This window comes from Escherichia sp. GZ89 (genome assembly GCF_019366485.1).
GTDB classification, from domain to species: Bacteria; Pseudomonadota; Gammaproteobacteria; order Enterobacterales; family Enterobacteriaceae; genus Escherichia; species Escherichia fergusonii.
Genome location: NZ_JAEOHX010000002.1, coordinates 76,890 through 101,341 on the forward strand (window position 1 = coordinate 76,890; position 24,452 = coordinate 101,341).

Below are 24,452 nucleotides of genomic sequence, written 5' to 3' on the forward strand. Positions count from 1 at the left end.
ACCTAAGAACCTGCCCGTTAAGTTATCTGGGATCAGGTTCGGAGCGCTAACTGTACAAACGGCCCGTTGCGTTACACAACAGGCCCTCCTGCACCCGTTAACTGCCCGGACGATTAGTGTTGTTTCAGTTTATCTTTATGCTTAGTCAGTTGTCTTGCCAGTTTATCAATTAAGCCATCAATGGCGGCGTACATATCCTGACCTTCCGCACTGGCATGAATTTCTCCACCGTTTACATGCAGTGTCGCATCCGAGGTATGGGTAACTTTCTCCACCTTCAGCACAATATAAACCTGATTGATCCGGTCAAAATATTGTTCCAGTTTTGCGAATTTGGTGGTGACAAAGTCGCGCAGAGCATCGGTAATTTCGACGTTATTTCCAGTGATGTTTAGCTGCATAGTGTCTTCCTTATCGGTTGAGTCAAACCAGTTGTTTACGCTGATTTGACGGCGGAATGGATAAAGACTCTCGGTACTTCGCAACGGTGCGGCGCGCCACCATGATACCCTGTTCAGAAAGCATAGTTGCTAACTTGCTGTCACTCAGAGGTTTCGCGGGGTTTTCTGCCGCTATCAGTTTCTTCACCAGCGCCCGAATCGCCGTTGATGAGGCTTCGCCTCCGCCTTCGGTATTAACATGGCTGGAAAAGAAATACTTCAGTTCAAAAATGCCTCGTGGACTGTGCAGATATTTCTGCGTGGTCACACGGGAAATCGTCGATTCGTGCATTTCGACGGCCTCGGCGATATCTGCCAGCACCATCGGTTTCATAAATTCTTCGCCTTGCTCAAAGAAGGCTTGCTGTTGTTCTACGATGCAGCGGCTGACGCGCAGTAATGTGTCGTTACGGCTTTCCAGACTCTTTATAAGCCATTTCGCATCCTGTAAGTTGCTGCGAATAAATTGGCTGTCGGCGTCATTACGTGCACCATTACACATTGCTGCATATTGTTGGTTAATTTGCAGACGAGGAATACTGTCGCTGTTGAGCTCCACTGTCCAGTGACCGTTATGTTTACGCACCAGCACATCCGGGATCACATATTCTGGCTCTCCCGTCTGGATCGACTGACCGGGACGGGGATCCAGAGACTGGATCAAATTAACCGCTTCTTTCAGCACATCTTCTTTCAGCCGCGTAACACGCATCAAGCTGCGAAAGTCATGATTTGCCAGTAGATCCAGGTGATCGCTGATGATTAATCGGGCTTCATCCAGCCGGGGGGTTGATTTGTCAAACTGGGAGAGTTGGATCAGCAAACAGTCACGCAGATCTTTTGCGGCGACACCGACAGGATCAAAACGTTGGATTCGTTTGAGAACGGCTTCGATCTCTTCGATGTCGATCTCTTCATCACCCATGCTTTCGAGAATATCTTCCAGCGAGACAGTGAGATAGCCGGTTTCATCAACAGCATCAACGATTGAAGTCGCAATAGCTCGATCGGTATCGGAAAAGGGCGTCAGCTCAACCTGCCACATCAGGTAATCTTGCAATGTCTGGGTTGTCTCACCCTGATAGACCGGGAGTTCGTCATCGATGTAATCACCACTGGTGCCCGATGGCGTACCTGCGGTATAGATTTCATCCCAACTGGCGTCGAGTGGCAGCTCCTCTGGCATCTCTTTTTGTTCGAGTGCGTCAGCGGTGTCCAGTGCTTCGCTATCCTGGGGCTGCTGAGTATCAACTTCTTCGTGAAGGTCGGTTTGCTCGAGCAGGGGGTTACTTTCCAGCGCCTGCTGAAGTTCTTGCTGGAGTTCCAGCGTCGACAATTGCAACAGACGAATCGCCTGTTGTAACTGAGGCGTCATCGCCAGTTGTTGGCTAAGCCTGAGTTGCAAACCTTGCTTCATGTTCAGAATCGTACTCTCCTGCTAAAACGTCGCAATTCTCTACCCTATCAGAGTCTGAAGTCTTCCCCAAGGTATACACGCTTAACGTGCTCGTCGTGTAAGATTTCTGTTGGTGTGCCGTGGGCGATCAAATGCCCCTGACTGACGATATATGCGCGTTCACATACAGCCAGCGTTTCACGCACGTTGTGGTCGGTAATAAGCACACCCAGACCACTATCTCGCAAGTGTTCAATAATGCGTTTGATATCGATAACAGAGATCGGGTCAACACCGGCAAAAGGTTCGTCAAGCAGAATGAATTTGGGATTGGCAGCCAGTGCACGGGCAATCTCCACGCGGCGGCGCTCGCCCCCGGAGAGTGACTGCCCCATGCTGTCGCGCAGATGTTCTATATGGAACTCTTCCATCAATTCGTTGGCGCGATCTTCACGTTGCTCATTGGTCAGATCATCACGAATTTGCAGTACAGCCATTAGGTTATCGTAAACGCTAAGACGACGGAAAATAGAGGCTTCCTGCGGTAAATAGCCAATGCCACGACGCGCGCGCGCATGGAGCGGCAGCAGACTAATATCTTCGTCGTCAATAATAATATTACCCGCATCGCGCGGCACAATACCGACAACCATATAGAAAGTCGTGGTCTTACCGGCACCGTTTGGGCCGAGCAAACCGACAATTTCACCAGAGTTTACGGTCAGGCTGACGTCTTCTACGACGCGGCGACCTTTGTACGCTTTTGCCAGGTTTTTTGCAGTTAATGTTGCCATAACGAATTAATTACCCTTTTTCTGCGCCGGGGCCTGGCCTTTATTGTTTTTATCCTGCAATTGCGATGGCACCAGAACGGTGGTTACGCGTTTGCCTTTATCGCTGAAGGCCTGCATTTTCTGTTCTTTCACCAGGTAAGTGATCTTGTCGCCTTTAATGTTGCTATCGACTTGTTGTAGATAAGCATTACCAGTGAGCACGACGAAATCTTTCGCCAGTTCGTAGTGCATCTTGGAGGCATGACCTTCGACCGGTTTACCGTTATCCTGCATTTGATAGAAGGTGGCCGGGTTACCGTAACCGTCGATCACTTCCTTACCTTGTTCACCACCCGGACGGGTGACGACCACTTTATCGGCATTGATCTTAATGGTGCCCTGGGTCACGACGACATTACCGGTGAAGGTCACGACGTTTCCCTGCATATCCAGAGACTGCTGATCAGATTCAATATGAATCGGCTGTTCAGTGTCACCAGTTACGGCGAGGGCCGGAATACTGGCGGCCAGAAGTGCGCTGGCAAGCGCAAGATTAAGGCTGTGTTTGTTTATTTTGAATTTCATATGAGGTTCTAACCTTTTCAATCAGCTCGGCGTTCTTGCTGCGTAAGTTGCCGCGCATTTTCAGGCCGCTGGAGTTAAATGTCGTACCGTATAACGTGACGAGATCTTCAGAAGTTACATCCTGCGTGATCAAGTTGATCTGGGCGTTATCCGTAGTAATTCTGCGTAGTTGAGCGTCAGGCACCAGCGCGTTGACTTCAACATGACCGTATAAATACAGCATCCGGTCATTGGTCAGCTTAGCTTTATCTGCTTTGATGGACCAGGTGGGAACCTTTTCCTTATCAAAGGTAGTTAAAACTGGCTGAGTAAACCACGAAACAGCTTGATCGGAATAGTATTCAACATGTTGTGCGATCAACCGATAGCTTAGAGCGCCTTCCGGGCTATAGACTAATGTGTCCGTATGCTCACTTTTGTATGTGGGATCATTGTTATTCACCACCACCTGAGCAGTATCTTCATTATCGGCCAGGTTGATACCAATCATCACCAGTACGGCCAACGACAGCAGAATGATAACCCAACGTCTGGCTTTACTCATATCGATTGCCCTTTGGCCTCATCAAGCTTGCCCTGTGCGAGTAATAACAGATCGCAGACTTCACGAACGGCACCGCGTCCGCCTGCAATTCTGGTCACGTAGTCTGCGCGTGGTAACAATAACGGGTGTGCATCGGCGACAGCGACGCTGAAGCCCACTTTTTCCATAACCGGCCAGTCGATCAGATCGTCACCAATGTAAGCGACGTTCTCTGGTGCAATCGCCAGTTTTGCCAGAAGATCAGCAAACGCAATTAACTTATCGGACTGCCCCTGATACAGGTGGTTGATCTTCAATGTGGCACACCGATCCTCTACAAGTTTAGCCTTTCGTCCGGTAATAATGGCGACTTCGATTCCTGAAGTGAGCGCACAACGAATGCCATAGCCATCCCGCACGTTGAAGGCCTTCAGCTCTTCGCCGTTATTGCCCATATAAATCAGGCCATCCGACAATACGCCATCAACATCCAGAATCAGCAACTGGATTTTCTCTGCTTTTGCCATGACCTCAGTACTTACGGGGCCGTAACAGGTCGCAAGCGACGTACCTGCTGTACTCATTTGGTTATCCTTGATTTCTAAACTACGCCTGCTCGCAGCAGATCATGCATATGTAACACACCGAGTAAATGGTCGCCATCAGCAACCAGTACGGAAGTGATATGGCGAGACTGCATTAGATTCAGTGCTTCAACGGCAAGAATGCCCGGGCGCACACGAATGCCCCCTGGCGTCATAACATCGGCAATGCCTAACTGGCGCACATCGACACCCATATCGAAGACGCGGCGCAAATCACCATCGGTGAAAATACCGTCAATCTTCATGTTGTCATCGCAAATCACCGTCATACCGAGATTTTTTCGGGTAATCTCCAGGAGAGCATCGCGCAGGCTGGCATTTTTAGTGACATGCGGGATCTCATCCCCCGTATGCATAATGTCGCTCACACGTAACAGGAGTTTACGTCCTAACGCACCGCCCGGATGGGAAAGCGCAAAATCTTCAGCAGTAAAGCCGCGTGCTTTCAGGAGTGCCACTGCGAGGGCGTCACCCATCACTAACGTTGCTGTTGTGCTACTGGTTGGGGCCAGCCCCAGCGGGCAGGCTTCTTTCGGTACTTTAACACAGAGATGGACATCTGCTGCACGCGCCATGCTGCTATCGGGTCGCCCGGTTATGCATATCAGGGGAACGTGCAGGCGCTTAAGTACCGGAATCAATGCGGCAATTTCACTGGATTCGCCAGAATTGGAGATGGCAATCACCACGTCCTGGGAAGTGACCATCCCCAAATCACCATGCGCTGCTTCACCAGGATGAACAAAAAATGATGGTGTTCCAGTACTGGCAAAGGTGGCCGCCATTTTCCGTCCAATATGCCCGGATTTACCCATCCCCATTACGATCACCTTACCTGTACACCAGAACAGTTTTTCACAGGCAAGGGTAAAATTCTGGTCAATGTACTGATCAAGATCGGCCAGGCCTTCACGTTCAATCGCCAGGACTTCTTTGCCTGCTTTCTGAAAGTCAAAACCCGGTTGTAACTCTAAATGCGACATAATGCGTTTCCAGTCATTCAACGAGAAGGGGCGAAAGCCAGTGCAGCATCGCCAGCCACAAAACAAAACCACCGGTCAACAGCACACCGACACTGCGACCAATTTGCTGCGGACGCCGCCAGCAAAGTAACGCGAATATAATGCTGACTACCAGCATTACGCTATAGTCACGAACCCAGGCCAGTGGATGAATTTCGCCGGGGGTTATCACTGCTGGCAGAGCCAGTACGATGACGATATTAAATATGTTTGCGCCGATGATATTTCCTACGGCAATATCATTTTCACCTTTGCGCACACCTGCGATCGCTGTTGCCAGCTCAGGCAGGCTGGTACCAATCGCGATCACCGTTAATCCGATGGTCATTTCACTAATAGCAAAATAGTTTGCCAGCACAGTGGCATTATCAACCACCATTCTGGTGGCGACAGGCATAATAATCAGCGCAATCCCCAGCCATAAAAATGCGACCGGTAAGCCACCTTCACGCGGTAATTCAGCCAGTTGCTCTCTGGTGAGACTGTCGTTGCCCTGACGTTCAGCCAGACGCGCGATTTTAACAATGAACAGCAGCCATAGCACGGCCAGAAGTAAAAGAAAGATACCATCGCTGCGTTTTAGTTGTCCGTCATAGAGTACGGAACCGGCTACGACCGCTATGAGTAACATTAATGGTAGCTCGCGCCGCAGAACATCAGAATGGACGGTAAAGGGGCGAATGAGCGCAGCAAGACCTAAAATGAGTAAGATGTTGGTAATATTTGAACCCAAAGCAGTACCAACAGCCAAATCCAGTTGACCATGCAGCGATGCCGCGAGAGAGACGATAATTTCCGGCAATGAAGTACCGATGCTGACAACAGTCATACCAATAATCAGCGGGGGAACACCCAATGTTCTGCAGATTATTGAGGCAGCAAACACTAAACGGTCGGCACCGTAAACCACCAGAAGTAAACCAATAATTAACAGCGCCGTAGCTAAAAGCATCAAAAATCCTTTCTTCAGGTATACTCGCCGCTCCACTGGAAGGAGTGTTGGAAGCCGTGACGAATTCTTAATTTTGACTTTATGCGGCTAAAAAGTAAAACAAATGCCAGCTTTCGCTAACCAGGGCGGGTAATAATCTGTAAATATATCAGGTCATGGTTAAAACCAGCACCATGCTGTAATTAACGAGGCAATACTAAAGGATGAATCAATGGGTCAGTCTGTGGCGAATTTAGTCGATTTGCGCGACGTCAGCTTCACTCGTGGCGATAGATGCATCTTCGATAACATTTCCCTGACGGTGCCGCGCGGAAAAATCACGGCGATTATGGGACCGTCGGGAATTGGTAAAACAACGCTGTTACGTCTTATTGGTGGGCAAATAGCGCCTGACCAGGGCGAGATCTTATTTGATGGCGAAAATGTTCCGGCAATGTCCCGTTCACGGCTGTATACCGTGCGTAAGCGCATGAGTATGTTATTTCAGTCGGGAGCGCTTTTCACGGACATGAACGTCTTTGATAACGTGGCTTACCCGTTGCGTGAACATACAACGCTACCTGCGCCGTTATTAAAAAGCACCGTAATGATGAAACTGGAAGCAGTTGGATTGCGTGGTGCTGCTAAACTGATGCCTTCTGAGCTTTCAGGGGGAATGGCCCGCCGAGCGGCATTGGCGCGAGCCATTGCGTTGGAGCCGGATCTTATCATGTTTGATGAACCCTTTGTTGGTCAGGATCCGATCACCATGGGTGTGTTGGTGAAGTTAATTTCTGAACTCAATAGCGCCCTGGGTGTCACCTGTATCGTGGTTTCGCATGATGTGCCAGAAGTACTGAGCATTGCTGATCATGCCTGGATCATGGCAGATAAAAAGATCGTTGCTCACGGTAGCGCAAAAGCATTACAGGAAAATCCAGATCCACGCGTGCGTCAGTTCCTGGATGGTATTGCTGACGGTCCTGTTCCGTTCCGTTATCCTGCGGGCGATTATCATTCTGATTTACTACCAGTGACAGGGAGTTGAACCGCTCATGCTGTTAAATGCACTGGCTGCGTTCGGGCGTAAGGGGATAACAACCCTCAGAACGTTTGGACGCGCCGGGTTAATGTTATTCAATGCAATTGTCGGTAAGCCGGAGTTTCGTAAACATACTCCGCTACTGATACGGCAAATTTATAATGTCGGCGTGCTTTCGATGCTGATCATTATTGTTTCAGGCGTCTTCATCGGTATGGTGCTGGGGCTGCAGGGCTACCTTGTCCTCACCACTTACAGTGCCGAAACCAGCCTCGGCATGTTGGTGGCGCTGTCTCTGCTTCGCGAGCTGGGGCCTGTTGTTGCAGCACTGCTTTTTGCTGGTCGTGCCGGTTCGGCACTTACCGCTGAAATTGGCTTGATGCGTGCCACTGAACAGCTTTCCAGTATGGAAATGATGGCAGTCGATCCGCTCCGGCGGGTGATTTCACCGCGTTTTTGGGCTGGAGTCATCTCCTTGCCATTGCTGACCATTATTTTTGTCGCCGTGGGGATCTGGGGCGGTTCACTGGTTGGCGTCAGCTGGAAGGGGATCGATGCAGGTTTCTTCTGGTCGGCGATGCAAAACGCCGTTGACTGGCGTCTGGATTTAGTTAACTGCCTGATTAAAAGCGTTGTTTTTGCCATCACTGTAACGTGGATCGCGTTATTCAATGGCTATGATGCGATTCCGACTTCTGCCGGGATCAGTCGGGCGACTACACGTACTGTTGTTCACGCATCTCTGGCAGTCCTGGGGCTGGATTTTGTGCTGACTGCACTGATGTTTGGGAATTGAGTTCATGCAAACGAAAAAAAATGAAATTTGGGTCGGTTTTTTTCTGCTGGTGGCGTTACTGGCAGCGCTATTTGTCTGCCTGAAAGCAGCCAATGTCACCTCTATACGTACTGAGCCGACTTATACCCTTTATGCGACTTTCGATAACATCGGTGGCCTGAAAGTACGCTCGCCAGTACGTATTGGTGGTGTTGTAGTGGGGCGCGTGTCTGATATCACTCTCGATCCGCAAACCTATTTGCCGCGTGTGACCCTGGACATTGAACAGCGCTATAACCATATACCAGATACCAGTTCTCTTAGTATCCGTACGTCCGGCTTACTTGGTGAGCAATATCTGGCTTTAAACGTCGGTTTTGAAGATCCAGAGTTGGGTACGTCTATCCTGAAAGATGGTGGCACCATTCAGGACACCAAGTCTGCGATGGTACTGGAAGACCTTATTGGTCAGTTCCTGTATAGCGGCAAGGGCGAAGAGAATAAGAATTCTGGCGATGCGCCAGCGCCAGATGAAGGCAATAATCAAGTCAATGAGCCTGCGGGCGCAACGAAATAATCTCAGGAGAATCGACACATGTTCAAACGCTTAATGATGATTGCTCTGCTGGTGATTGCTCCGCTGTCTGCGGCAACCGCAGCGGATCAAACAAATCCATATAAATTAATGGATGAGGCGGCGCAAAAAACCTTTGACCGTCTTAAGAATGAGCAGCCTAAAATTCGTGCAAACCCCGATTATCTGCGTGAAGTGGTAGATCAGGAACTTCTACCTTATGTGCAGATCAAATACGCAGGTGCTCTGGTGCTGGGGCAGTACTATAAAAGTGCGACCCCTGCGCAACGCGATGCATTCTTTGCGGCATTTCGTGAATATCTGAAGCAGGCTTATGGTCAGGCGTTGGCTATGTACCACGGTCAGACCTATCAAATTGCCCCGGAACAGCCATTGGGCGATAAAACAATAGTGCCGATCCGTGTGACCATTATTGATCCTAACGGTCGTCCGCCAGTGCGCCTTGATTTCCAGTGGCGTAAAAATTCTCAAACGGGTAACTGGCAGGCTTATGACATGATCGCCGAAGGTGTCAGCATGATCACCACTAAGCAAAATGAGTGGAGCTCCCTGCTGCGTACCAAAGGCGTTGATGGCCTGACAGCACAACTGAAATCACTTTCTCAGCAGAAGATCACGCTGGAAGAGAAAAAATAATGAGTGAGTCACTGAGCTGGATGCGGATGGGTGACACCCTGGTATTAGCTGGCGAATTGGATCAGGACGTGCTTAACCCATTGTGGGAAGAGCGAAATGAAGTGATGCAGGGGGTTACCTGCATCGACTTAAGCAAAATCGCGCGCGTCGATACCGGCGGGCTGGCTTTGCTAATCCATCTTATTGATATTGCGAAACGGCAAGGAAATAGCGTGACGCTACGGGGCGTAAACGAAAAAGTTTACACTCTGGCAAAACTCTACAATTTGCCTGCGGATGTCCTTCCGTATTAACTATTTCAGTACGTTACTTCCACTAGCCCCGATTGTTTATCAAACGGGGCTTTTTGCTTATTTATGACGGCGCAACTTTGCTCTAAGATGTTGGGCTGTTTTACTAACTGACGAATGAAGATCCCATGGAAAATAATGAAATTCAGAGCGTGCTGATGAACGCACTCTCCCTCCAGGAAGTCCACGTTTCCGGCGATGGTAGCCATTTTCAGGTTATTGCCGTGGGTGAGTTGTTTGACGGCATGAGTCGGGTCAAGAAGCAACAAACTGTGTATGGCCCGTTGATGGAGTACATTGCGGATAACCGTATCCATGCTGTGTCGATCAAAGCCTATACACCAGCTGAGTGGGCACGTGATCGTAAACTGAACGGCTTTTGAGCTATGGGCGTCACGCCGGTAGCGAATATGAATTCTTAAATGAGAACAACATAATGGATAAATTTCGTGTTCAGGGGCCGACAAAGCTCCAGGGCGAAGTCACAATTTCCGGCGCTAAAAATGCCGCTCTGCCGATCCTGTTTGCCGCCTTACTGGCAGAAGAGCCGGTAGAGATTCAAAACGTACCTAAACTGAAAGACGTTGATACGTCGATGAAACTGTTGAGCCAGTTGGGGGCAAAAGTAGAGCGTAACGGCTCTGTGCATATCGATGCACGCGACGTTAACGTATTCTGCGCGCCTTATGAGCTGGTAAAAACCATGCGTGCCTCTATCTGGGCACTGGGGCCGCTAGTGGCACGTTTTGGGCAGGGGCAGGTTTCTCTACCTGGTGGTTGTTCCATTGGTGCGCGTCCGGTGGATTTGCATATTTCCGGGCTTGAGCAGCTAGGCGCCACCATCAAACTGGAAGAAGGGTATGTTAAAGCTTCCGTTGAAGGTCGCCTGAAAGGTGCGCATATCGTGATGGATAAAGTCAGTGTTGGCGCAACGGTTACTATCATGTGTGCGGCAACACTTGCTGAAGGTACGACCATCATTGAAAACGCGGCACGTGAACCAGAAATCGTCGATACGGCAAACTTCCTGGTAACATTGGGTGCGAAGATAAGTGGTCAGGGTACGGACCGTATCACCATCGAAGGTGTGGAACGACTGGGCGGCGGTGTCTACCGTGTACTGCCTGATCGTATTGAAACCGGCACTTTCCTGGTGGCTGCAGCTATCTCTCGTGGCAAAATCATTTGTCGCAATGCTCAACCTGATACTCTGGACGCTGTTCTGGCGAAATTGCGTGACGCCGGAGCTGATATTGAAACTGGTGATGACTGGATTAGCCTGGACATGCATGGCAAACGTCCGAAAGCTGTCAATGTGCGTACCGCGCCACATCCGGCATTCCCGACTGATATGCAGGCACAATTTACTCTGCTGAATCTGGTTGCGGAAGGCACAGGCTTTATCACTGAAACCGTATTTGAAAACCGCTTCATGCACGTTCCAGAACTTAGCCGTATGGGCGCCCATGCTGAGATTGAAAGCAATACGGTGATTTGCCACGGCGTGGAAAAACTCTCTGGAGCACAAGTTATGGCAACCGATCTGCGGGCTTCTGCAAGTCTGGTACTGGCCGGGTGTATTGCGGAAGGAACAACGATCGTTGATCGTATTTACCATATCGATCGTGGTTATGAGCGTATTGAAGATAAGTTGCGTGCTCTTGGGGCTAACATTGAGCGCGTAAAAGGCGAGTAATCGTCAGGCGGTAACTCAAGCCAGTGGCGCTGGAGTTACCGCTTTTTTCAATTTAGCTGTCACTTTTTTCCCGTGGGCTACGCATCAGTCGAGTTCTGTCTATAAACTCATGTGTTTGCGGATCATGATAACGGGAAGGCCAGATTACCCAAGGCTCTGTTCCCAACGCTTTGGCAATTATCCATTCACCCTTTGGCCATGGTCGCGTTAACGCATTCGCCAGCGTTGATGAGCTTAATCCATTTCTGCGAGATTCTGCAGCCATAGATGTCCCTTTCTTACGCAGTCCGGCAATAATATCTGCAGGATGCCAGTCAATGAGTTTGTTCTCCATCTTCACCTCACTCCTTAAGTTAGTCATTTGCGTCCAGAACAATCAGTCTGTGGCAAACCACTATACCCTTAATGGAACTATGTTCTAAAAAGTTCCTGTAAGAAGTATGAATATTCAGAATATGCCAGGGGGAAACCAGCACTATTGGGAAAGAACAAACGTAAGATTGTAATGTTTAAAGAACTTACTGGAATTATCCCGCACAAGGCGGGATAGAATTAATTGAAATATAACTGCAGGGATTAATGATCGCGTTGTACCGCGATATGTGCCAGACCAATCAAGGCTTCACGCCATGGTGTGTCAGGAAGAACCTGCAGAGCTTTAATGGCTTTATCCGCTTCTTCTTCGGCACGCTGACGAGTCCATTCCAGTGAACCACAAGCGTTCATTGCTTCCAGAACAGGTTCCAGAAGATGTCGGCCATTACCGTGCTCAATCGCATTACGAATCATCTGCGCTTGCTCCGGTGTACCGTGACGCATCGCGTGGAGTAATGGCAAGGTGGGTTTACCCTCATTAAGATCATCGCCCACGTTTTTGCCTAATTGTTCACCGTCAGCACTATAATCCAACAGGTCGTCGATTAACTGGAAAGCGGTGCCGAGATAACGCCCATAATCCTGCAAGCCTTGCTCCTCCTCCGGCGTACAGCCAGCCAGAATCCCGGAACACTGCGCGGCAGCCTCAAACAGACGCGCGGTTTTGCTATAGATAACGCGCATGTAGTTTTCTTCAGTAATGTTCGGATCATTAACGTTCATTAATTGCAGAACTTCACCTTCAGCAATGACGTTAACAGCCTCAGACATCACTTCCAGCACTTTGAGTGAACCAAGGCTGGTCATCATCTGGAAAGCGCGGGTATAAATAAAATCACCAACCAGTACGCTGGCAGCATTACCAAATGCAGCGTTTGCTGTGGCTTTCCCACGGCGCATATCTGATTCATCCACAACATCATCGTGTAGCAGAGTGGCAGTGTGGATAAACTCGATTAAGGCCGCAATTGTCACATGTGCATTGCCCTGATAACCAACGGCCCGCGCAGCGAGTACGGCGATCATCGGACGAATACGTTTTCCGCCACCACTAACGATGTAATAACCTAACTGATTGATCAGTTGGACGTCGGAATTAAGCTGCTCAAGGATTGCCGCATTGACACCCGCCATATCTTGCGCGGTTAACTCATTGATTTTTTCTAAATTCATCGCAAAAGCCGGGCTTTTTGTCCCGATTACCTCAAGATTGAGTGAAGGTAACTTAGGGTTTAGGGTTAGAAATATAGACTGATTGTACTGAAAAAACGACGCAGATAAACGTTACCGTACAAGTTGTGTTTTTTTTCTTCATGTATTGATGCTAGCACTTGTCAAAGGCGTGCGTTTTGCGTAATATTCGCGCCCTATTGTGAATATTTATAGCGCACTCTGAATCATTGAAAAGGTGTGCGCGGAAGCGGAGTTTTATATGTACGCGGTTTTCCAAAGTGGTGGTAAACAACACCGAGTAAGCGAAGGTCAGACCGTTCGCCTGGAAAAGCTGGACATCGCAACTGGCGAAACTGTTGAATTCGCTGAAGTGCTGATGATCGCAAACGGTGAAGAAGTCAAAATCGGCGTTCCTTTCGTTGATGGCGGCGTAATCAAAGCTGAAGTTGTTGCTCACGGTCGTGGCGAGAAAGTTAAAATCGTTAAGTTTCGTCGTCGTAAACACTATCGTAAGCAGCAGGGCCATCGTCAGTGGTTCACTGATGTGAAAATTACTGGCATCAGCGCCTAAGACCTGAGGAGAGATTTCAAATGGCACATAAAAAGGCTGGCGGCTCCACACGTAACGGTCGCGATTCAGAAGCTAAACGCCTGGGCGTTAAGCGTTTCGGTGGCGAATCCGTTCTGGCGGGTAGCATCATCGTTCGTCAACGTGGTACCAAATTCCACGCTGGCGCTAACGTAGGTTGCGGTCGTGACCACACTCTGTTTGCTAAAGCAGACGGTAAAGTGAAATTCGAAGTTAAAGGCCCGAAAAACCGTAAATTTATCAGCATCGAAGCTGAATAAGTTTTTCGCGTCCCGGTAACGGATGAAAGCCCCGCAACACGTTGCGGGGCTTTTTACATTCGATAACCGGTAAAAATGCGCATCGTGCGGCGTTAACTCGCAAATGCGTTTTGTAGGGAATACGGTATGAAGCAGCAGGCAGGCATTGGCATTCTTTTGGCGCTCACCACAGCAATTTGCTGGGGGGCGTTGCCAATTGCAATGAAGCAGGTGCTGGAGGTGATGGAACCTCCGACAATCGTATTTTACCGTTTCTTGATGGCGAGTATTGGCCTTGGTGCCATTCTTGCGGTGAAGAAGAGGTTGCCGCCATTACGCGTGTTTCGTAAGCCACGCTGGTTGATTTTGTTGGCAGTGGCGACCGCCGGGCTGTTTGGGAACTTCATCCTGTTCAGCTCATCCTTGCAATACCTGAGTCCGACCGCTTCGCAGGTGATTGGGCAACTCTCGCCAGTTGGCATGATGGTTGCCAGCGTATTTATCCTGAAAGAGAAAATGCGCAGCACCCAGGTAGTGGGGGCATTGATGCTCCTGAGCGGCCTGGTGATGTTTTTTAACACCAGTCTGGTTGAGATATTTACAAAGCTCACCGATTACACCTGGGGAGTTATCTTTGGGGTCGGTGCGGCGACGGTTTGGGTGAGTTATGGCGTAGCGCAGAAGGTTTTATTGCGTCGGCTGGCCTCACCGCAGATCCTGTTTTTGCTGTACACTTTATGTACAATTGCGCTCTTCCCTCTGGCAAATCCTGGAGTGATAGCGCAGCTTAGCCACTGGCAGCTCGCATGTTTAATTTTTTGCGGACTGAATACATTGGTAGGATATGGCGCCCTGGCGGAAGCGATGGCTCGCTGGCAGGCAGCGCAGGTGAGCGCGATCATCACGCTCACCCCACTGTTTACGCTGTTTTTTTCAGATCTTTTATCACTGGCCTGGCCCGATTTCTTCGCCAGACCGATGTTAAACCTTTTAGGTTATCTCGGTGCGTTTGTCGTGGTTGCGGGCGCGATGTATTCCGCCATTGGTCATCGTATTTGGGGCGGATTACGTAAGCATACAACGGTGGTATCGCAACCCCGCGCAGGCGAATGATTTACGGAGAATAAAATGAAGTTTGTTGATGAAGCATCGATTCTGGTCGTTGCAGGTGATGGCGGTAATGGTTGCGTGAGTTTCCGCCGCGAAAAATATATTCCGAAAGGCGGCCCGGATGGCGGCGACGGCGGTGACGGTGGTGACGTATGGATGGAAGCCGACGAGAACCTGAACACACTTATCGATTATCGTTTTGAAAAATCTTTCCGTGCAGAGCGCGGTCAGAACGGCGCAAGCCGCGATTGTACCGGTAAGCGCGGTAAAGACGTCACGATTAAAGTGCCGGTAGGTACGCGTGTTATCGATCAGGGTACCGGTGAAACCATGGGCGATATGACCAAACACGGTCAGCGTCTGCTGGTTGCCAAGGGCGGCTGGCACGGTCTGGGCAATACCCGCTTCAAATCGTCCGTTAACCGTACGCCACGGCAGAAAACCAACGGTACGCCGGGCGATAAGCGCGAGCTGCTGCTGGAGCTGATGCTGCTGGCTGACGTCGGTATGCTGGGAATGCCGAATGCGGGTAAATCGACCTTTATCCGCGCGGTCTCGGCGGCTAAACCGAAAGTGGCGGATTATCCGTTTACCACTCTGGTACCGAGCCTGGGTGTGGTTCGTATGGATAACGAAAAGAGCTTCGTTGTTGCCGATATTCCAGGACTGATTGAAGGCGCTGCGGAAGGTGCAGGACTGGGGATTCGCTTCCTGAAGCACCTGGAACGTTGCCGCGTCCTGTTGCATCTCATCGATATCGATCCGATTGACGGTACCGATCCGGTTGAAAACGCGCGTATTATTATCAGCGAGCTGGAAAAATACAGCCAGGATCTGGCGGCAAAACCACGTTGGTTAGTCTTCAACAAGATCGACCTGCTGGATAAGGCAGAGGCTGAAGAGAAAGCCAAAGCAATCGCGGAGGCGCTGGGCTGGGAAGATAAATATTATCTGATCTCTGCGGCGAGCGGACTGGGCGTGAAAGATCTCTGCTGGGATGTGATGACTTTTATCATTGAAAATCCAGTTGTGCAGGCCGAAGAAGCGAAACAGCCAGAGAAAGTCGAATTCATGTGGGATGATTATCACCGTCAGCAGCTTGAAGAGATTGCTGAAGAGGATGATGAAGACTGGGATGATGACTGGGACGAAGACGACGAAGAAGGCGTTGAGTTCATTTACAAGCGTTAATCTGCTAAACCCCGGCCATGCGCCGGGGTTTCTCTTTAGACTAATTATTCTGATAAATATCTTTATACAAACGGCTTTCAAAACGCACTAATGGAATGCGGCGATTACGCTGATCCGCGGGTTCTACCGCATAGCCAGAAAGATATTGTACAAACGCCATTTGTTGCCCGCTCGCTGTGGTGATGAATCCCGCCAGATTATATACCCCCTGCAAAGAACCGGTTTTTGCTGAGACTTTTCCGTCCACGCCAGCCTGATGCAGGCCCGCACGGTACTGTAAAGAACCGTCATAGCCTGCCAGCGGCAGCATAGAGATAAAGTTAAGTTCATTGTCATGTTGGGCAATGTATTGCAGCACCTGCATCATGGTGGCGGGGGCAATCAGGTTATGCCGCGAAAGCCCTGAACCATCGGCAATAATCGTGTTACCAATATCGATACCAGCTTGCTGACGCAGGATCTGACGTACGGCGTCCGATCCGGCCCGCCATGTTCCGGGCACATTGAAGCGCGCATGGCCTATCATGCGGAAAACCGTATCGGCAATCATGTTGTCTGACTTTTTCAGCATAATCTTAAGCAGATCGTGCAACGGGGCCGACTGTTTACTGGCAACTACCGTTCCGGGTTCATTAACCTGAGTCTGGCGCAGCAGTGTTCCGCTCCAGGTGATACCTGCCTGTTTTAACTCATCTTTCAGAATTGCACCGGCATAGCTGGCTCCATCCTGTATGGCAAAAGCCAACGGGAGCGGCTCAGAACGTTGTGGCAGGCATCCGGTCAGCGTAAAGCGGTTCAGGTCGCCTGGCACCACATCCAGCTCGCAATATTGCGCTTCGGCAGAACCACGGGGGAGGGTGCGTACCTGGCTGAACATCGTAACGGGGTAATAAGATGCCACGCGTATAAAGGCCATATCACCGGGTTTTTGGGCACTGTAGAGCGAGACGGAGAAACAGTTGCGGTCAACTATGGCGGCGGCAGGCGGAGCGCTAAAGCATTGTGTCATGTCATTCCACGGCCAGCCGGGGGCTTTATCGTGGCTGGCAAAAATGGAGGTGTCTATCAACACATTACCATCAATTTGGTTGACGCCAGATTTTTTCAAAGTCGTGACCATATTGCGAATATCCTGACGTTTTAACGTCGGATCGGCACCAAATCGCGCCACTAAGTCACCCTTGAGTACGCCGTTTTCCGCATTGCCTTTGGTTTCAAGCGTAGTAGTAAAACGAAAATCGGGGCCGAGTTGAATCAACGCCGCCAGCGCAGTAATCACTTTCTGCGTACTGGCGGGCAGCGCCATCTGCTGACTGTGGTAATCAATAGCGGGTGCCGATGCGCCGACTTTTTGCACCATCAGGGCAAGGTTGGCACCAGCGGGGAGTTGAGTAATGTACTCATCAACATTCGCGGCCTGAGCACTGAACGCTATACAGCTGGTCAATCCGATGATAAATCTGGAAAATCGCATAATCTCGCGCTAACAACCTGGAATCGAGCCGTCATACTACGGCGCAACGCCCTATAAAGTAAACGATGACCCTTCGGGAACTTCAGGGTAAAATGACTATCAAAATGTGAATTGTAGCTGACCTGGGACTTGTACCCGGGTCGGTATTTTTTTGCTTCTGGTCCCGGTGAGGAGTTTTGCCGGGCAGGCCGAACAGCCGGGGTGGGTGAAGACTTGCCCCATCAGGAATATTCAAGAGGTATAACAAATGCAAGCTATTCCGATGACCTTACGCGGCGCTGAAAAATTACGCGAAGAGCTGGATTTTCTGAAATCTGTGCGCCGTCCTGAAATCATTGCTGCTATCGCGGAAGCGCGTGAGCATGGCGACCTGAAAGAAAACGCCGAATACCACGCAGCTCGTGAACAGCAGGGTTTCTGCGAAGGTCGTATCAAAGATATTGAAGCCAAACTGTCGAACGCCCAGGTGATTGATGTCACCAAAATGCCTAACAATGGGCGCGTTATTTTTGGTGCTACCGTAACGGTGTTGAATCTGGATTCTGACGAAGAGCAGACTTATCGCATCGTTGGCGATGACGAAGCTGACTTTAAACAGAACCTGATTTCTGTAAACTCGCCTATTGCCCGTGGCCTGATCGGCAAAGAAGAAGATGATGTTGTGGTCATCAAAACGCCGGGCGGCGAAGTAGAATTTGAAGTAATTAAGGTGGAATACCTGTAAGAATTACCCAATACTCAAGATGTTGATGTATTGTAAAGAAAGGAAAAAGGCCGCTATGCGGCCTTTTATCAACGAACAGAGCGTGGCATTTTGCTCTCCTGCCTGCGGAAAACCCCTCGTTTTACACAGCAAATGTGTGTAACTTTAGGATAATCTTAGCGTGGCAACGAGATTTTACGTTCTTTAGTTGGGCGATAAAGCACCAGCGTTTTACCGATGACCTGTACATTACAGGCGCCGGTTTCGCGCACGATAGCTTCCACGATCAAGGTTTTAGTCTCGCGATCTTCGGTGGCGATTTTCACCTTGATGAGTTCATGGTGCTCTAACGCTTGTTCAATCTCGGCCAGCACCCCTTCGGTCAAACCATTACTGCCAAGCAGAACAACTGGCTTGAGCGGATGTGCCAGACCTTTCAGGTGCTGTTTTTGTTTAGTACTCAGATTCATCGTATTTTTTGCTTACGTTGGGATTGAAAACGGGTCATTCTACCGCCATCTCCCATATATCACCAAATAGGCGCGTAAAAATTTACGCAATTGGTTACGATGAGTTATCCCCATGGGAAAGTTAAATGACAGGTAAGAAGCGTTCTGCCAGCTCCAGCCGCTGGCTTCAGGAACACTTTAGCGATAAATATGTTCAACAGGCACAGAAAAAGGGGTTACGTTCCCGTGCCTGGTTTAAACTTGATGAAATACAGCAAAGTGACAAACTCTTTAAACCGGGAATGACGGTTGTCGACCTTGGTGCTGCTCCGGGTGGTTGGTCACAATATGTGGTCACCCAAATTGGTGGCAAAGGCCGCATCATCGCTTGCGATCTTTTACCTATGGATCCTATCGTTGGTGTGGACTTTCTTCAGGGCGACTTTCGTGATGAACTGGTGATGAAAGCACTGCTGGAGCGCGTTGGCGACAGCAAAGTCCAGGTTGTCATGTCCGATATGGCACCAAACATGAGCGGAACACCGGCGGTGGATATCCCCCGTGCCATGTATCTGGTGGAACTGGCGTTAGAAATGTGTCGTGATGTATTAGCGCCAGGTGGCAGTTTTGTAGTGAAGGTGTTCCAGGGCGAAGGTTTCGATGAGTATCTAAGGGAAATTCGCTCCCTGTTTACGAAGGTCAAAGTTCGTAAGCCGGACTCTTCTCGTGCACGTTCGCGGGAAGTGTATATTGTAGCGACCGGGCGTAAACCCTAACCGGGAGATTTCAGACGAAAGTTTGAAAGATGCTGGATATAGAGTATCCTGACGCTGTTTTTAACACAGTTGTAATAAGAGGTTAATCCCTTGAGTGACATGGCGAAAAACCTAATACTCTGGCTGGTCATTGCCGTTGTGCTGATGTCAGTATTCCAGAGCTTTGGGCCCAGCGAGTCTAATGGCCGTAAGGTGGATTACTCTACCTTCCTACAAGAGGTCAATAACGACCAGGTTCGTGAAGCGCGTATCAACGGACGTGAAATCAACGTTACCAAGAAAGATAGTAACCGTTATACCACTTACATTCCGGTTCAGGATCCGAAATTACTGGATAACCTGTTGACCAAGAACGTCAAGGTTGTCGGTGAACCGCCTGAAGAACCAAGCCTGCTGGCTTCTATCTTCATCTCCTGGTTCCCGATGCTGTTGCTGATTGGTGTCTGGATCTTCTTCATGCGTCAAATGCAGGGCGGCGGTGGCAAAGGTGCCATGTCGTTCGGTAAGAGCAAAGCGCGCATGCTGACGGAAGATCAGATCAAAACGACCTTTGCTGACGTTGCGGGCTGCGACGAAGCAAAAGAAGAAGTTGCTGAACTGGTTGAGTATCTGCGCGAGCCGAGCCGCTTCCAGAAACTCGGCGGTAAGATCCCGAAAGGCGTCCTGATGGTCGGTCCTCCGGGTACCGGTAAAACGCTGCTGGCGAAAGCGATTGCAGGCGAAGCGAAAGTTCCGTTCTTTACTATCTCCGGTTCTGACTTCGTAGAAATGTTCGTCGGTGTGGGTGCATCCCGTGTTCGTGACATGTTCGAACAGGCGAAGAAAGCGGCTCCGTGCATCATCTTTATCGATGAAATCGACGCCGTAGGCCGCCAGCGTGGCGCAGGTCTGGGCGGTGGTCACGATGAACGTGAACAGACTCTGAACCAGATGCTGGTTGAGATGGATGGCTTCGAAGGTAACGAAGGTATCATCGTTATCGCTGCGACTAACCGTCCGGACGTTCTCGACCCGGCGCTGCTGCGTCCTGGCCGTTTCGACCGTCAGGTTGTGGTTGGCTTGCCAGATGTTCGCGGTCGTGAGCAGATTCTGAAAGTTCACATGCGTCGCGTACCATTGGCACCCGATATCGACGCGGCAATCATTGCCCGTGGTACTCCTGGTTTCTCCGGTGCTGACCTGGCGAACCTGGTGAACGAAGCGGCACTGTTCGCTGCTCGTGGCAACAAACGTGTTGTGTCGATGGTTGAGTTCGAGAAAGCGAAAGACAAAATCATGATGGGTGCGGAACGTCGCTCCATGGTGATGACGGAAGCGCAGAAAGAATCGACTGCTTACCACGAAGCAGGTCACGCGATTATCGGTCGCCTGGTGCCGGAACACGATCCGGTGCACAAAGTAACGATTATCCCGCGCGGTCGTGCGCTGGGTGTGACCTTCTTCTTGCCTGAGGGCGACGCAATCAGCGCCAGCCGTCAGAAACTGGAAAGCCAGATTTCTACGCTGTACGGCGGTCGTCTGGCAGAAGAGATCATCTACGGGCCGGAACATGTTTCTACCGGGGCGTCCAACGATATTAAAGTTGCGACCAACCTGGCGCGTAACATGGTTACCCAGTGGGGCTTCTCTGAGAAACTCGGTCCGCTGCTGTATGCGGAAGAAGAAGGTGAAGTGTTCCTCGGTCGTAGCGTAGCGAAAGCGAAACATATGTCCGATGAAACGGCACGCATCATCGACCAGGAAGTGAAAGCACTGATCGAGCGTAACTATAATCGTGCGCGTCAGCTTCTGACCGACAATATGGATATTCTGCATGCGATGAAAGATGCTCTCATGAAATATGAGACTATCGACGCACCGCAGATTGATGACCTGATGGCTCGTCGCGATGTACGTCCGCCAGCGGGCTGGGAAGAACCAGGCGCTTCTAACAATTCTGGCGACAATGGTAGTCCAAAGGCTCCGCGTCCGGTTGATGAACCGCGTACGCCGAACCCGGGTAACACCATGTCAGAGCAGTTAGGCGACAAGTAAGTTCCCGCATTAGATGACTGTATTTGTACTGAAAACCCCGGGGCGTGCTCCGGGGTTTTTTCTTATCAATTCATACCAGGGATAACATCATGAAACTCTTTGCCCAGGGCACTTCACTGGACCTTAGCCATCCTCACGTAATGGGGATCCTCAACGTTACGCCTGATTCCTTTTCGGATGGCGGCACGCATAACTCGCTGATAGATGCGGTGAAACATGCGAATCTGATGATTAACGCTGGCGCGACGATCATTGACGTTGGTGGCGAGTCCACGCGCCCAGGGGCGGCGGAAGTTAGCGTTGAAGAAGAGTTGCAACGTGTTATTCCTGTGGTTGAGGCAATTGCTCAACGCTTCGAAGTCTGGATCTCGGTAGATACTTCCAAACCAGAAGTCATCCGTGAGTCAGCGAAAGTTGGTGCTCACATTATTAACGATATTCGCTCTCTTTCCGAACCTGGCGCTCTGGAAGCTGCTGCAGAAACCGGTTTGCCAGTTTGCCTGATGCATATGCAGGGAAATCCAAAAACCATGCAGGAAGCCCCGAAGTATGACGATGTCTTTGCGGAAGTGAATCGCTACTTTATTGAGCAGATAGCTCGTTGTGAGCAGGCGGGTATCGCAAAAGAGAAATTGTTGCTCGACCCCGGATTCGGTTTCGGTAAAAATCTCTCCCATAACTATTCATTACTGGCGCGCCTGGCTGAATTTCACCATTTCAACCTGCCGCTGTTGGTGGGTATGTCACGAAAATCGATGATTGGGCAATTGCTGAACGTGGGGCCGTCCGAGCGCCTGAGCGGTAGTTTGGCCTGTGCGGTCATTGCCGCAATGCAAGGCGCGCACATCATTCGTGTTCATGACGTCAAAGAAACCGTAGAAGCGATGCGGGTGGTGGAAGCCACTCTGTCTGCAAAGGAAAACAAACGCTATGAGTAATCGTAAATATTTCGGTACCGATGGGATTCGTGGTCGTGTAGGGGATGCGCCGATCACCCCTGATTTTGTACTTAAGTTGGGTTGGGCCGCCGGTAAAGTGCTGGCGCGCCACGGCTCCCGTAAGATCATTATTGGTAAAGACACGCGTATTTCTGGCTATATGCTGGAGTCAGCACTGGAAGCGGGTCTGGCGGCTGCGGGCCTTTCCGCACTCTTTACAGGCCCGATGCCTACACCTGCCGTGGCTTATCTGACGCGTACCTTCCGCGCAGAGGCCGGGATTGTAATTTCTGCATCGCATAACCCATTCTACGATAACGGCATTAAATTCTTTTCTATTGACGGTACTAAGCTGCCGGATGCAGTTGAAGAAGCCATCGAAGCGGAAATGGAAAAAGAGATCAGCTGTGTTGATTCGGCAGAACTGGGTAAAGCCAGCCGTATCGTTGATGCTGCGGGTCGCTATATCGAGTTTTGCAAAGCCACGTTCCCGAACGAACTTAGCCTCAGTGAACTGAAAATTGTGGTGGATTGCGCAAATGGCGCGACTTATCACATCGCGCCGAACGTACTGCGTGAACTGGGGGCGAACGTTATCGCTATCGGTTGTGAGCCGAACGGCGTAAACATCAATGCCGAAGTGGGGGCAACTGATGTTCGTGCGTTACAGGCGCGCGTACTGGCTGAAAAAGCAGATCTTGGTATCGCCTTTGACGGTGACGGCGACCGCGTGATTATGGTTGACCATGAAGGCAATAAAGTCGATGGCGACCAGATTATGTATATCATCGCGCGCGAAGGTCTGCGTCAGGGCCAACTGCGTGGTGGCGCGGTGGGTACATTGATGAGCAACATGGGGCTGGAACTCGCCCTGAAACAGCTAGGAATTCCGTTTGCTCGTGCGAAAGTGGGCGATCGCTACGTACTGGAAAAAATGCAGGAGAAAGGCTGGCGTATCGGTGCAGAGAACTCTGGTCATGTGATCCTGCTGGATAAAACCACAACCGGTGACGGCATCGTTGCTGGTTTGCAGGTGCTGGCGGCGATGGCGCGTAACCATATGAGCCTGCACGACCTTTGCAGCGGCATGAAAATGTTCCCGCAGATTCTGGTTAACGTGCGTTACACCGCAGGTAGCGGCGATCCGCTGGAGCATGAATCAGTCAAAGCTGTAACCGCAGAAGTTGAAGCGGCGCTGGGTAGCCGTGGACGTGTGCTGTTGCGTAAATCCGGCACCGAACCGTTAATTCGCGTGATGGTAGAAGGCGAAGACGAAGCGCAGGTTACTGAATTTGCACACCGCATCGCTGATGCAGTAAAAGCCGTTTAAAACAGTAGAAGGCTGGCTAAAAAGGCGGCGATTGTCGCCTTTTTTCTCAGCGAACACATCGGTTTTGCTGTTTTTTTCCGCAGTTGATACAATGCGATAAAATTGCCCTTGCGAAGGTCATTCGCTTTGGTTAGTATTCACACCCGCTTCAGTGGGAAAGATTAAAAACTCCCGCTTTATTGGTTGAAGCATTGGTAAGCGGCAACTCCGCAAGGAACAGGTTGATTATGTACGAAGCTCTTTTAGTAGTTTTCCTTATTGTGGCAATTGGCCTTGTTGGTCTAATCATGCTGCAGCAAGGTAAAGGCGCTGATATGGGAGCCTCCTTCGGAGCAGGCGCTTCCGCTACGCTGTTTGGTTCAAGTGGTTCTGGTAACTTCATGACCCGCATGACGGCGCTGCTGGCAACGTTATTCTTCATCATCAGTCTGGTGCTGGGTAACATCAATAGCAACAAAACCAATAAAGGTAGTGAATGGGAAAACCTGAGTGCACCGGCCAAAACCGAACAAACTCAGCCAGCTGCTCCGGCTAAGCCGACCAGCGATATCCCGAACTAAAAAGTAGTATCCGTGCCGAGGTGGTGGAATTGGTAGACACGCTACCTTGAGGTGGTAGTGCCCAATAGGGCTTACGGGTTCAAGTCCCGTCCTCGGTACCAAATTCCAGAAAAGAGACGCTGAAAAGCGTCTTTTTTTGTTTTATATCCCCGCATTTTATTGGCTGGATAACGAGCCCCCTCAACTCCTCTCTCTTTGCCTC

Annotated in this window: 29 protein-coding genes and 1 tRNA gene; 18 read left to right on the forward strand and 12 right to left on the reverse strand. The window is 50.2% G+C overall.

Features of this window, described 5'->3' with window-relative positions; translation table 11 throughout:
• Window positions 1-113: 113 nt before the first annotated feature.
• From hpf to K0335_RS04760, 8 genes are read right to left on the reverse strand one after another with little or no spacing between them, the layout of a single operon-like run.
• Window positions 114-401 carry a ribosome hibernation promoting factor gene (gene hpf / locus K0335_RS04725; RefSeq protein WP_001176594.1) on the reverse strand — a complete coding sequence of 96 codons (288 nt, stop codon included), beginning with the start codon at window positions 399-401 and terminating at the stop codon, window positions 114-116.
• Between the two features lie 22 nt (window positions 402-423).
• The gene (gene rpoN, locus K0335_RS04730) at window positions 424-1,857 is read right to left on the reverse strand and encodes an RNA polymerase factor sigma-54 (protein WP_000809062.1); all 1,434 of its coding nucleotides are present in this window, start codon (window positions 1,855-1,857) and stop codon (window positions 424-426) included.
• 47 nt (window positions 1,858-1,904) lie between these two features.
• A complete protein-coding gene (gene lptB / locus K0335_RS04735; RefSeq protein ID WP_000224106.1) occupies window positions 1,905-2,630 on the reverse strand; it encodes an LPS export ABC transporter ATP-binding protein in 726 nt (241 codons plus the stop codon).
• A gap of 6 nt (window positions 2,631-2,636) precedes the next feature.
• Window positions 2,637-3,194: a lipopolysaccharide ABC transporter substrate-binding protein LptA gene (gene lptA, locus K0335_RS04740; RefSeq protein WP_000669370.1), complete on the reverse strand. Its 558-nt coding sequence runs from the start codon at window positions 3,192-3,194 to the stop codon at window positions 2,637-2,639.
• Entirely contained in the window at window positions 3,163-3,738 is a 576-nt protein-coding gene (gene lptC / locus K0335_RS04745; RefSeq protein ID WP_000030526.1) for an LPS export ABC transporter periplasmic protein LptC, read from the reverse strand. The genes lptA and lptC overlap by 32 nt, the downstream gene beginning before the upstream one ends.
• Entirely contained in the window at window positions 3,735-4,301 is a 567-nt protein-coding gene (kdsC, locus tag K0335_RS04750) for a 3-deoxy-manno-octulosonate-8-phosphatase KdsC (RefSeq protein WP_000100750.1), read from the reverse strand. Before kdsC ends, lptC begins: the two co-directional genes overlap by 4 nt.
• 17 nt (window positions 4,302-4,318) lie before the next feature.
• Complete coding sequence (kdsD, locus tag K0335_RS04755) at window positions 4,319-5,305, reverse strand: arabinose-5-phosphate isomerase KdsD (RefSeq protein ID WP_002431328.1); 987 nt, start codon at window positions 5,303-5,305, stop codon at window positions 4,319-4,321.
• A 13-nt stretch (window positions 5,306-5,318) separates the two neighbouring features.
• The gene (locus K0335_RS04760) at window positions 5,319-6,296 is read right to left on the reverse strand and encodes a calcium/sodium antiporter (RefSeq protein WP_000922852.1); all 978 of its coding nucleotides are present in this window, start codon (window positions 6,294-6,296) and stop codon (window positions 5,319-5,321) included.
• A 211-nt stretch (window positions 6,297-6,507) separates the two neighbouring features.
• Between K0335_RS04760 and mlaF the strand changes: the two genes are divergently transcribed.
• From mlaF to murA, 7 genes are all read left to right on the forward strand, one after another.
• Window positions 6,508-7,323, forward strand: coding sequence for a phospholipid ABC transporter ATP-binding protein MlaF (gene mlaF / locus K0335_RS04765; protein ID WP_000531680.1), 816 nt, complete (start codon window positions 6,508-6,510; stop codon window positions 7,321-7,323).
• Window positions 7,324-7,330: 7 nt separating this feature from the next.
• Window positions 7,331-8,113, forward strand: coding sequence for a lipid asymmetry maintenance ABC transporter permease subunit MlaE (mlaE, locus tag K0335_RS04770; protein WP_000925782.1), 783 nt, complete (start codon window positions 7,331-7,333; stop codon window positions 8,111-8,113).
• Between the two features lie 4 nt (window positions 8,114-8,117).
• The gene (gene mlaD / locus K0335_RS04775; RefSeq protein WP_002431329.1) at window positions 8,118-8,669 is read left to right on the forward strand and encodes an outer membrane lipid asymmetry maintenance protein MlaD; all 552 of its coding nucleotides are present in this window, start codon (window positions 8,118-8,120) and stop codon (window positions 8,667-8,669) included.
• A gap of 18 nt (window positions 8,670-8,687) precedes the next feature.
• Window positions 8,688-9,323, forward strand: coding sequence for a phospholipid-binding protein MlaC (gene mlaC / locus K0335_RS04780; protein WP_000476466.1), 636 nt, complete (start codon window positions 8,688-8,690; stop codon window positions 9,321-9,323).
• The gene (gene mlaB, locus K0335_RS04785) at window positions 9,323-9,616 is read left to right on the forward strand and encodes a lipid asymmetry maintenance protein MlaB (protein ID WP_219393748.1); all 294 of its coding nucleotides are present in this window, start codon (window positions 9,323-9,325) and stop codon (window positions 9,614-9,616) included. The genes mlaC and mlaB overlap by 1 nt, the downstream gene beginning before the upstream one ends.
• 125 nt (window positions 9,617-9,741) lie before the next feature.
• Window positions 9,742-9,996 carry a BolA family iron metabolism protein IbaG gene (gene ibaG, locus K0335_RS04790; protein WP_000429656.1) on the forward strand — a complete coding sequence of 85 codons (255 nt, stop codon included), beginning with the start codon at window positions 9,742-9,744 and terminating at the stop codon, window positions 9,994-9,996.
• 53 nt (window positions 9,997-10,049) lie between these two features.
• Window positions 10,050-11,309 carry a UDP-N-acetylglucosamine 1-carboxyvinyltransferase gene (gene murA / locus K0335_RS04795; RefSeq protein WP_000357273.1) on the forward strand — a complete coding sequence of 420 codons (1,260 nt, stop codon included), beginning with the start codon at window positions 10,050-10,052 and terminating at the stop codon, window positions 11,307-11,309.
• A 52-nt stretch (window positions 11,310-11,361) separates the two neighbouring features.
• On the opposite strand, the gene sfsB is transcribed toward murA, so the two are convergent.
• Window positions 11,362-11,643 (reverse strand): DNA-binding transcriptional regulator SfsB, encoded by a 282-nt coding sequence (gene sfsB, locus K0335_RS04800; RefSeq protein WP_000428406.1) that lies wholly within the window; start codon window positions 11,641-11,643, stop codon window positions 11,362-11,364.
• Window positions 11,644-11,885: 242 nt separating this feature from the next.
• On the reverse strand, window positions 11,886-12,857 hold the full coding sequence (ispB, locus tag K0335_RS04805) for an octaprenyl diphosphate synthase (protein ID WP_002431330.1): 972 nt from the start codon (window positions 12,855-12,857) through the stop codon (window positions 11,886-11,888).
• Between the two features lie 259 nt (window positions 12,858-13,116).
• Between ispB and rplU the strand changes: the two genes are divergently transcribed.
• The 4 genes from rplU to cgtA all read left to right on the forward strand — a co-directional run bounded on the left by rplU (window position 13,117) and on the right by cgtA (window position 15,986).
• Window positions 13,117-13,428, forward strand: coding sequence for a 50S ribosomal protein L21 (gene rplU, locus K0335_RS04810; protein ID WP_000271401.1), 312 nt, complete (start codon window positions 13,117-13,119; stop codon window positions 13,426-13,428).
• A 20-nt stretch (window positions 13,429-13,448) separates the two neighbouring features.
• Window positions 13,449-13,706 (forward strand): 50S ribosomal protein L27, encoded by a 258-nt coding sequence (gene rpmA, locus K0335_RS04815; RefSeq protein ID WP_000940595.1) that lies wholly within the window; start codon window positions 13,449-13,451, stop codon window positions 13,704-13,706.
• A gap of 126 nt (window positions 13,707-13,832) precedes the next feature.
• Window positions 13,833-14,798, forward strand: coding sequence for a DMT family transporter (locus K0335_RS04820; protein WP_000813040.1), 966 nt, complete (start codon window positions 13,833-13,835; stop codon window positions 14,796-14,798).
• 15 nt (window positions 14,799-14,813) lie between these two features.
• On the forward strand, window positions 14,814-15,986 hold the full coding sequence (gene cgtA / locus K0335_RS04825) for an Obg family GTPase CgtA (RefSeq protein WP_000673561.1): 1,173 nt from the start codon (window positions 14,814-14,816) through the stop codon (window positions 15,984-15,986).
• A 40-nt stretch (window positions 15,987-16,026) separates the two neighbouring features.
• Here the strand turns inward: cgtA and dacB are convergent, their stop codons facing one another.
• Window positions 16,027-17,460 carry a serine-type D-Ala-D-Ala carboxypeptidase gene (gene dacB / locus K0335_RS04830; protein ID WP_001212605.1) on the reverse strand — a complete coding sequence of 478 codons (1,434 nt, stop codon included), beginning with the start codon at window positions 17,458-17,460 and terminating at the stop codon, window positions 16,027-16,029.
• 247 nt (window positions 17,461-17,707) lie between these two features.
• On the opposite strand from dacB, the gene greA reads away from it, so the two are divergent.
• Complete coding sequence (gene greA / locus K0335_RS04835) at window positions 17,708-18,184, forward strand: transcription elongation factor GreA (protein ID WP_001148001.1); 477 nt, start codon at window positions 17,708-17,710, stop codon at window positions 18,182-18,184.
• Between the two features lie 155 nt (window positions 18,185-18,339).
• Here the strand turns inward: greA and yhbY are convergent, their stop codons facing one another.
• Window positions 18,340-18,633 carry a ribosome assembly RNA-binding protein YhbY gene (gene yhbY, locus K0335_RS04840; protein ID WP_001054420.1) on the reverse strand — a complete coding sequence of 98 codons (294 nt, stop codon included), beginning with the start codon at window positions 18,631-18,633 and terminating at the stop codon, window positions 18,340-18,342.
• Window positions 18,634-18,758: 125 nt separating this feature from the next.
• Between yhbY and rlmE the strand changes: the two genes are divergently transcribed.
• The 6 genes from rlmE to K0335_RS04870 all read left to right on the forward strand — a co-directional run bounded on the left by rlmE (window position 18,759) and on the right by K0335_RS04870 (window position 24,351).
• Window positions 18,759-19,388, forward strand: a complete 630-nt coding sequence (gene rlmE / locus K0335_RS04845; protein ID WP_000145975.1) for a 23S rRNA (uridine(2552)-2'-O)-methyltransferase RlmE — start codon at window positions 18,759-18,761, stop codon at window positions 19,386-19,388.
• Window positions 19,389-19,487: 99 nt separating this feature from the next.
• Window positions 19,488-21,422 (forward strand): ATP-dependent zinc metalloprotease FtsH, encoded by a 1,935-nt coding sequence (gene ftsH / locus K0335_RS04850; RefSeq protein ID WP_001107467.1) that lies wholly within the window; start codon window positions 19,488-19,490, stop codon window positions 21,420-21,422.
• 89 nt (window positions 21,423-21,511) lie between these two features.
• Window positions 21,512-22,360: a dihydropteroate synthase gene (gene folP, locus K0335_RS04855; protein WP_000764731.1), complete on the forward strand. Its 849-nt coding sequence runs from the start codon at window positions 21,512-21,514 to the stop codon at window positions 22,358-22,360.
• Window positions 22,353-23,690 carry a phosphoglucosamine mutase gene (gene glmM, locus K0335_RS04860; RefSeq protein ID WP_000071137.1) on the forward strand — a complete coding sequence of 446 codons (1,338 nt, stop codon included), beginning with the start codon at window positions 22,353-22,355 and terminating at the stop codon, window positions 23,688-23,690. The genes folP and glmM overlap by 8 nt, the downstream gene beginning before the upstream one ends.
• 227 nt (window positions 23,691-23,917) lie before the next feature.
• Complete coding sequence (gene secG / locus K0335_RS04865) at window positions 23,918-24,250, forward strand: preprotein translocase subunit SecG (protein WP_001295556.1); 333 nt, start codon at window positions 23,918-23,920, stop codon at window positions 24,248-24,250.
• A gap of 14 nt (window positions 24,251-24,264) precedes the next feature.
• Window positions 24,265-24,351 (forward strand) — tRNA-Leu (locus K0335_RS04870).
• The last annotated feature ends 101 nt before the right edge of the window (window positions 24,352-24,452 follow it).

What these genes read in the sequence shown, in the direction of transcription:
- mlaD (WP_002431329.1), top strand. Translation starts at nt 8,118, where the DNA reads ATGCAAACGAAAAAAAATGAAATTTGGGTCGGTTTTTTTCTGCTGGTG.
- K0335_RS04760 (WP_000922852.1), bottom strand. Translation starts at nt 6,296, where the DNA reads ATGCTTTTAGCTACGGCGCTGTTAATTATTGGTTTACTTCTGGTGGTT.
- K0335_RS04820 (WP_000813040.1), top strand. Translation starts at nt 13,833, where the DNA reads ATGAAGCAGCAGGCAGGCATTGGCATTCTTTTGGCGCTCACCACAGCA.
- rpoN (WP_000809062.1), bottom strand. Translation starts at nt 1,857, where the DNA reads ATGAAGCAAGGTTTGCAACTCAGGCTTAGCCAACAACTGGCGATGACG.
- yhbY (WP_001054420.1), bottom strand. Translation starts at nt 18,633, where the DNA reads ATGAATCTGAGTACTAAACAAAAACAGCACCTGAAAGGTCTGGCACAT.
- lptB (WP_000224106.1), bottom strand. Translation starts at nt 2,630, where the DNA reads ATGGCAACATTAACTGCAAAAAACCTGGCAAAAGCGTACAAAGGTCGC.
- hpf (WP_001176594.1), bottom strand. Translation starts at nt 401, where the DNA reads ATGCAGCTAAACATCACTGGAAATAACGTCGAAATTACCGATGCTCTG.
- ftsH (WP_001107467.1), top strand. Translation starts at nt 19,488, where the DNA reads ATGGCGAAAAACCTAATACTCTGGCTGGTCATTGCCGTTGTGCTGATG.
- kdsD (WP_002431328.1), bottom strand. Translation starts at nt 5,305, where the DNA reads ATGTCGCATTTAGAGTTACAACCGGGTTTTGACTTTCAGAAAGCAGGC.
- cgtA (WP_000673561.1), top strand. Translation starts at nt 14,814, where the DNA reads ATGAAGTTTGTTGATGAAGCATCGATTCTGGTCGTTGCAGGTGATGGC.
- mlaF (WP_000531680.1), top strand. Translation starts at nt 6,508, where the DNA reads ATGGGTCAGTCTGTGGCGAATTTAGTCGATTTGCGCGACGTCAGCTTC.
- lptA (WP_000669370.1), bottom strand. Translation starts at nt 3,194, where the DNA reads ATGAAATTCAAAATAAACAAACACAGCCTTAATCTTGCGCTTGCCAGC.
- rplU (WP_000271401.1), top strand. Translation starts at nt 13,117, where the DNA reads ATGTACGCGGTTTTCCAAAGTGGTGGTAAACAACACCGAGTAAGCGAA.
- lptC (WP_000030526.1), bottom strand. Translation starts at nt 3,738, where the DNA reads ATGAGTAAAGCCAGACGTTGGGTTATCATTCTGCTGTCGTTGGCCGTA.
- mlaC (WP_000476466.1), top strand. Translation starts at nt 8,688, where the DNA reads ATGTTCAAACGCTTAATGATGATTGCTCTGCTGGTGATTGCTCCGCTG.
- secG (WP_001295556.1), top strand. Translation starts at nt 23,918, where the DNA reads ATGTACGAAGCTCTTTTAGTAGTTTTCCTTATTGTGGCAATTGGCCTT.
- mlaB (WP_219393748.1), top strand. Translation starts at nt 9,323, where the DNA reads ATGAGTGAGTCACTGAGCTGGATGCGGATGGGTGACACCCTGGTATTA.
- kdsC (WP_000100750.1), bottom strand. Translation starts at nt 4,301, where the DNA reads ATGAGTACAGCAGGTACGTCGCTTGCGACCTGTTACGGCCCCGTAAGT.
- mlaE (WP_000925782.1), top strand. Translation starts at nt 7,331, where the DNA reads ATGCTGTTAAATGCACTGGCTGCGTTCGGGCGTAAGGGGATAACAACC.
- dacB (WP_001212605.1), bottom strand. Translation starts at nt 17,460, where the DNA reads ATGCGATTTTCCAGATTTATCATCGGATTGACCAGCTGTATAGCGTTC.
- greA (WP_001148001.1), top strand. Translation starts at nt 17,708, where the DNA reads ATGCAAGCTATTCCGATGACCTTACGCGGCGCTGAAAAATTACGCGAA.
- rpmA (WP_000940595.1), top strand. Translation starts at nt 13,449, where the DNA reads ATGGCACATAAAAAGGCTGGCGGCTCCACACGTAACGGTCGCGATTCA.
- rlmE (WP_000145975.1), top strand. Translation starts at nt 18,759, where the DNA reads ATGACAGGTAAGAAGCGTTCTGCCAGCTCCAGCCGCTGGCTTCAGGAA.
- folP (WP_000764731.1), top strand. Translation starts at nt 21,512, where the DNA reads ATGAAACTCTTTGCCCAGGGCACTTCACTGGACCTTAGCCATCCTCAC.
- sfsB (WP_000428406.1), bottom strand. Translation starts at nt 11,643, where the DNA reads ATGGAGAACAAACTCATTGACTGGCATCCTGCAGATATTATTGCCGGA.
- glmM (WP_000071137.1), top strand. Translation starts at nt 22,353, where the DNA reads ATGAGTAATCGTAAATATTTCGGTACCGATGGGATTCGTGGTCGTGTA.
- ispB (WP_002431330.1), bottom strand. Translation starts at nt 12,857, where the DNA reads ATGAATTTAGAAAAAATCAATGAGTTAACCGCGCAAGATATGGCGGGT.
- ibaG (WP_000429656.1), top strand. Translation starts at nt 9,742, where the DNA reads ATGGAAAATAATGAAATTCAGAGCGTGCTGATGAACGCACTCTCCCTC.
- murA (WP_000357273.1), top strand. Translation starts at nt 10,050, where the DNA reads ATGGATAAATTTCGTGTTCAGGGGCCGACAAAGCTCCAGGGCGAAGTC.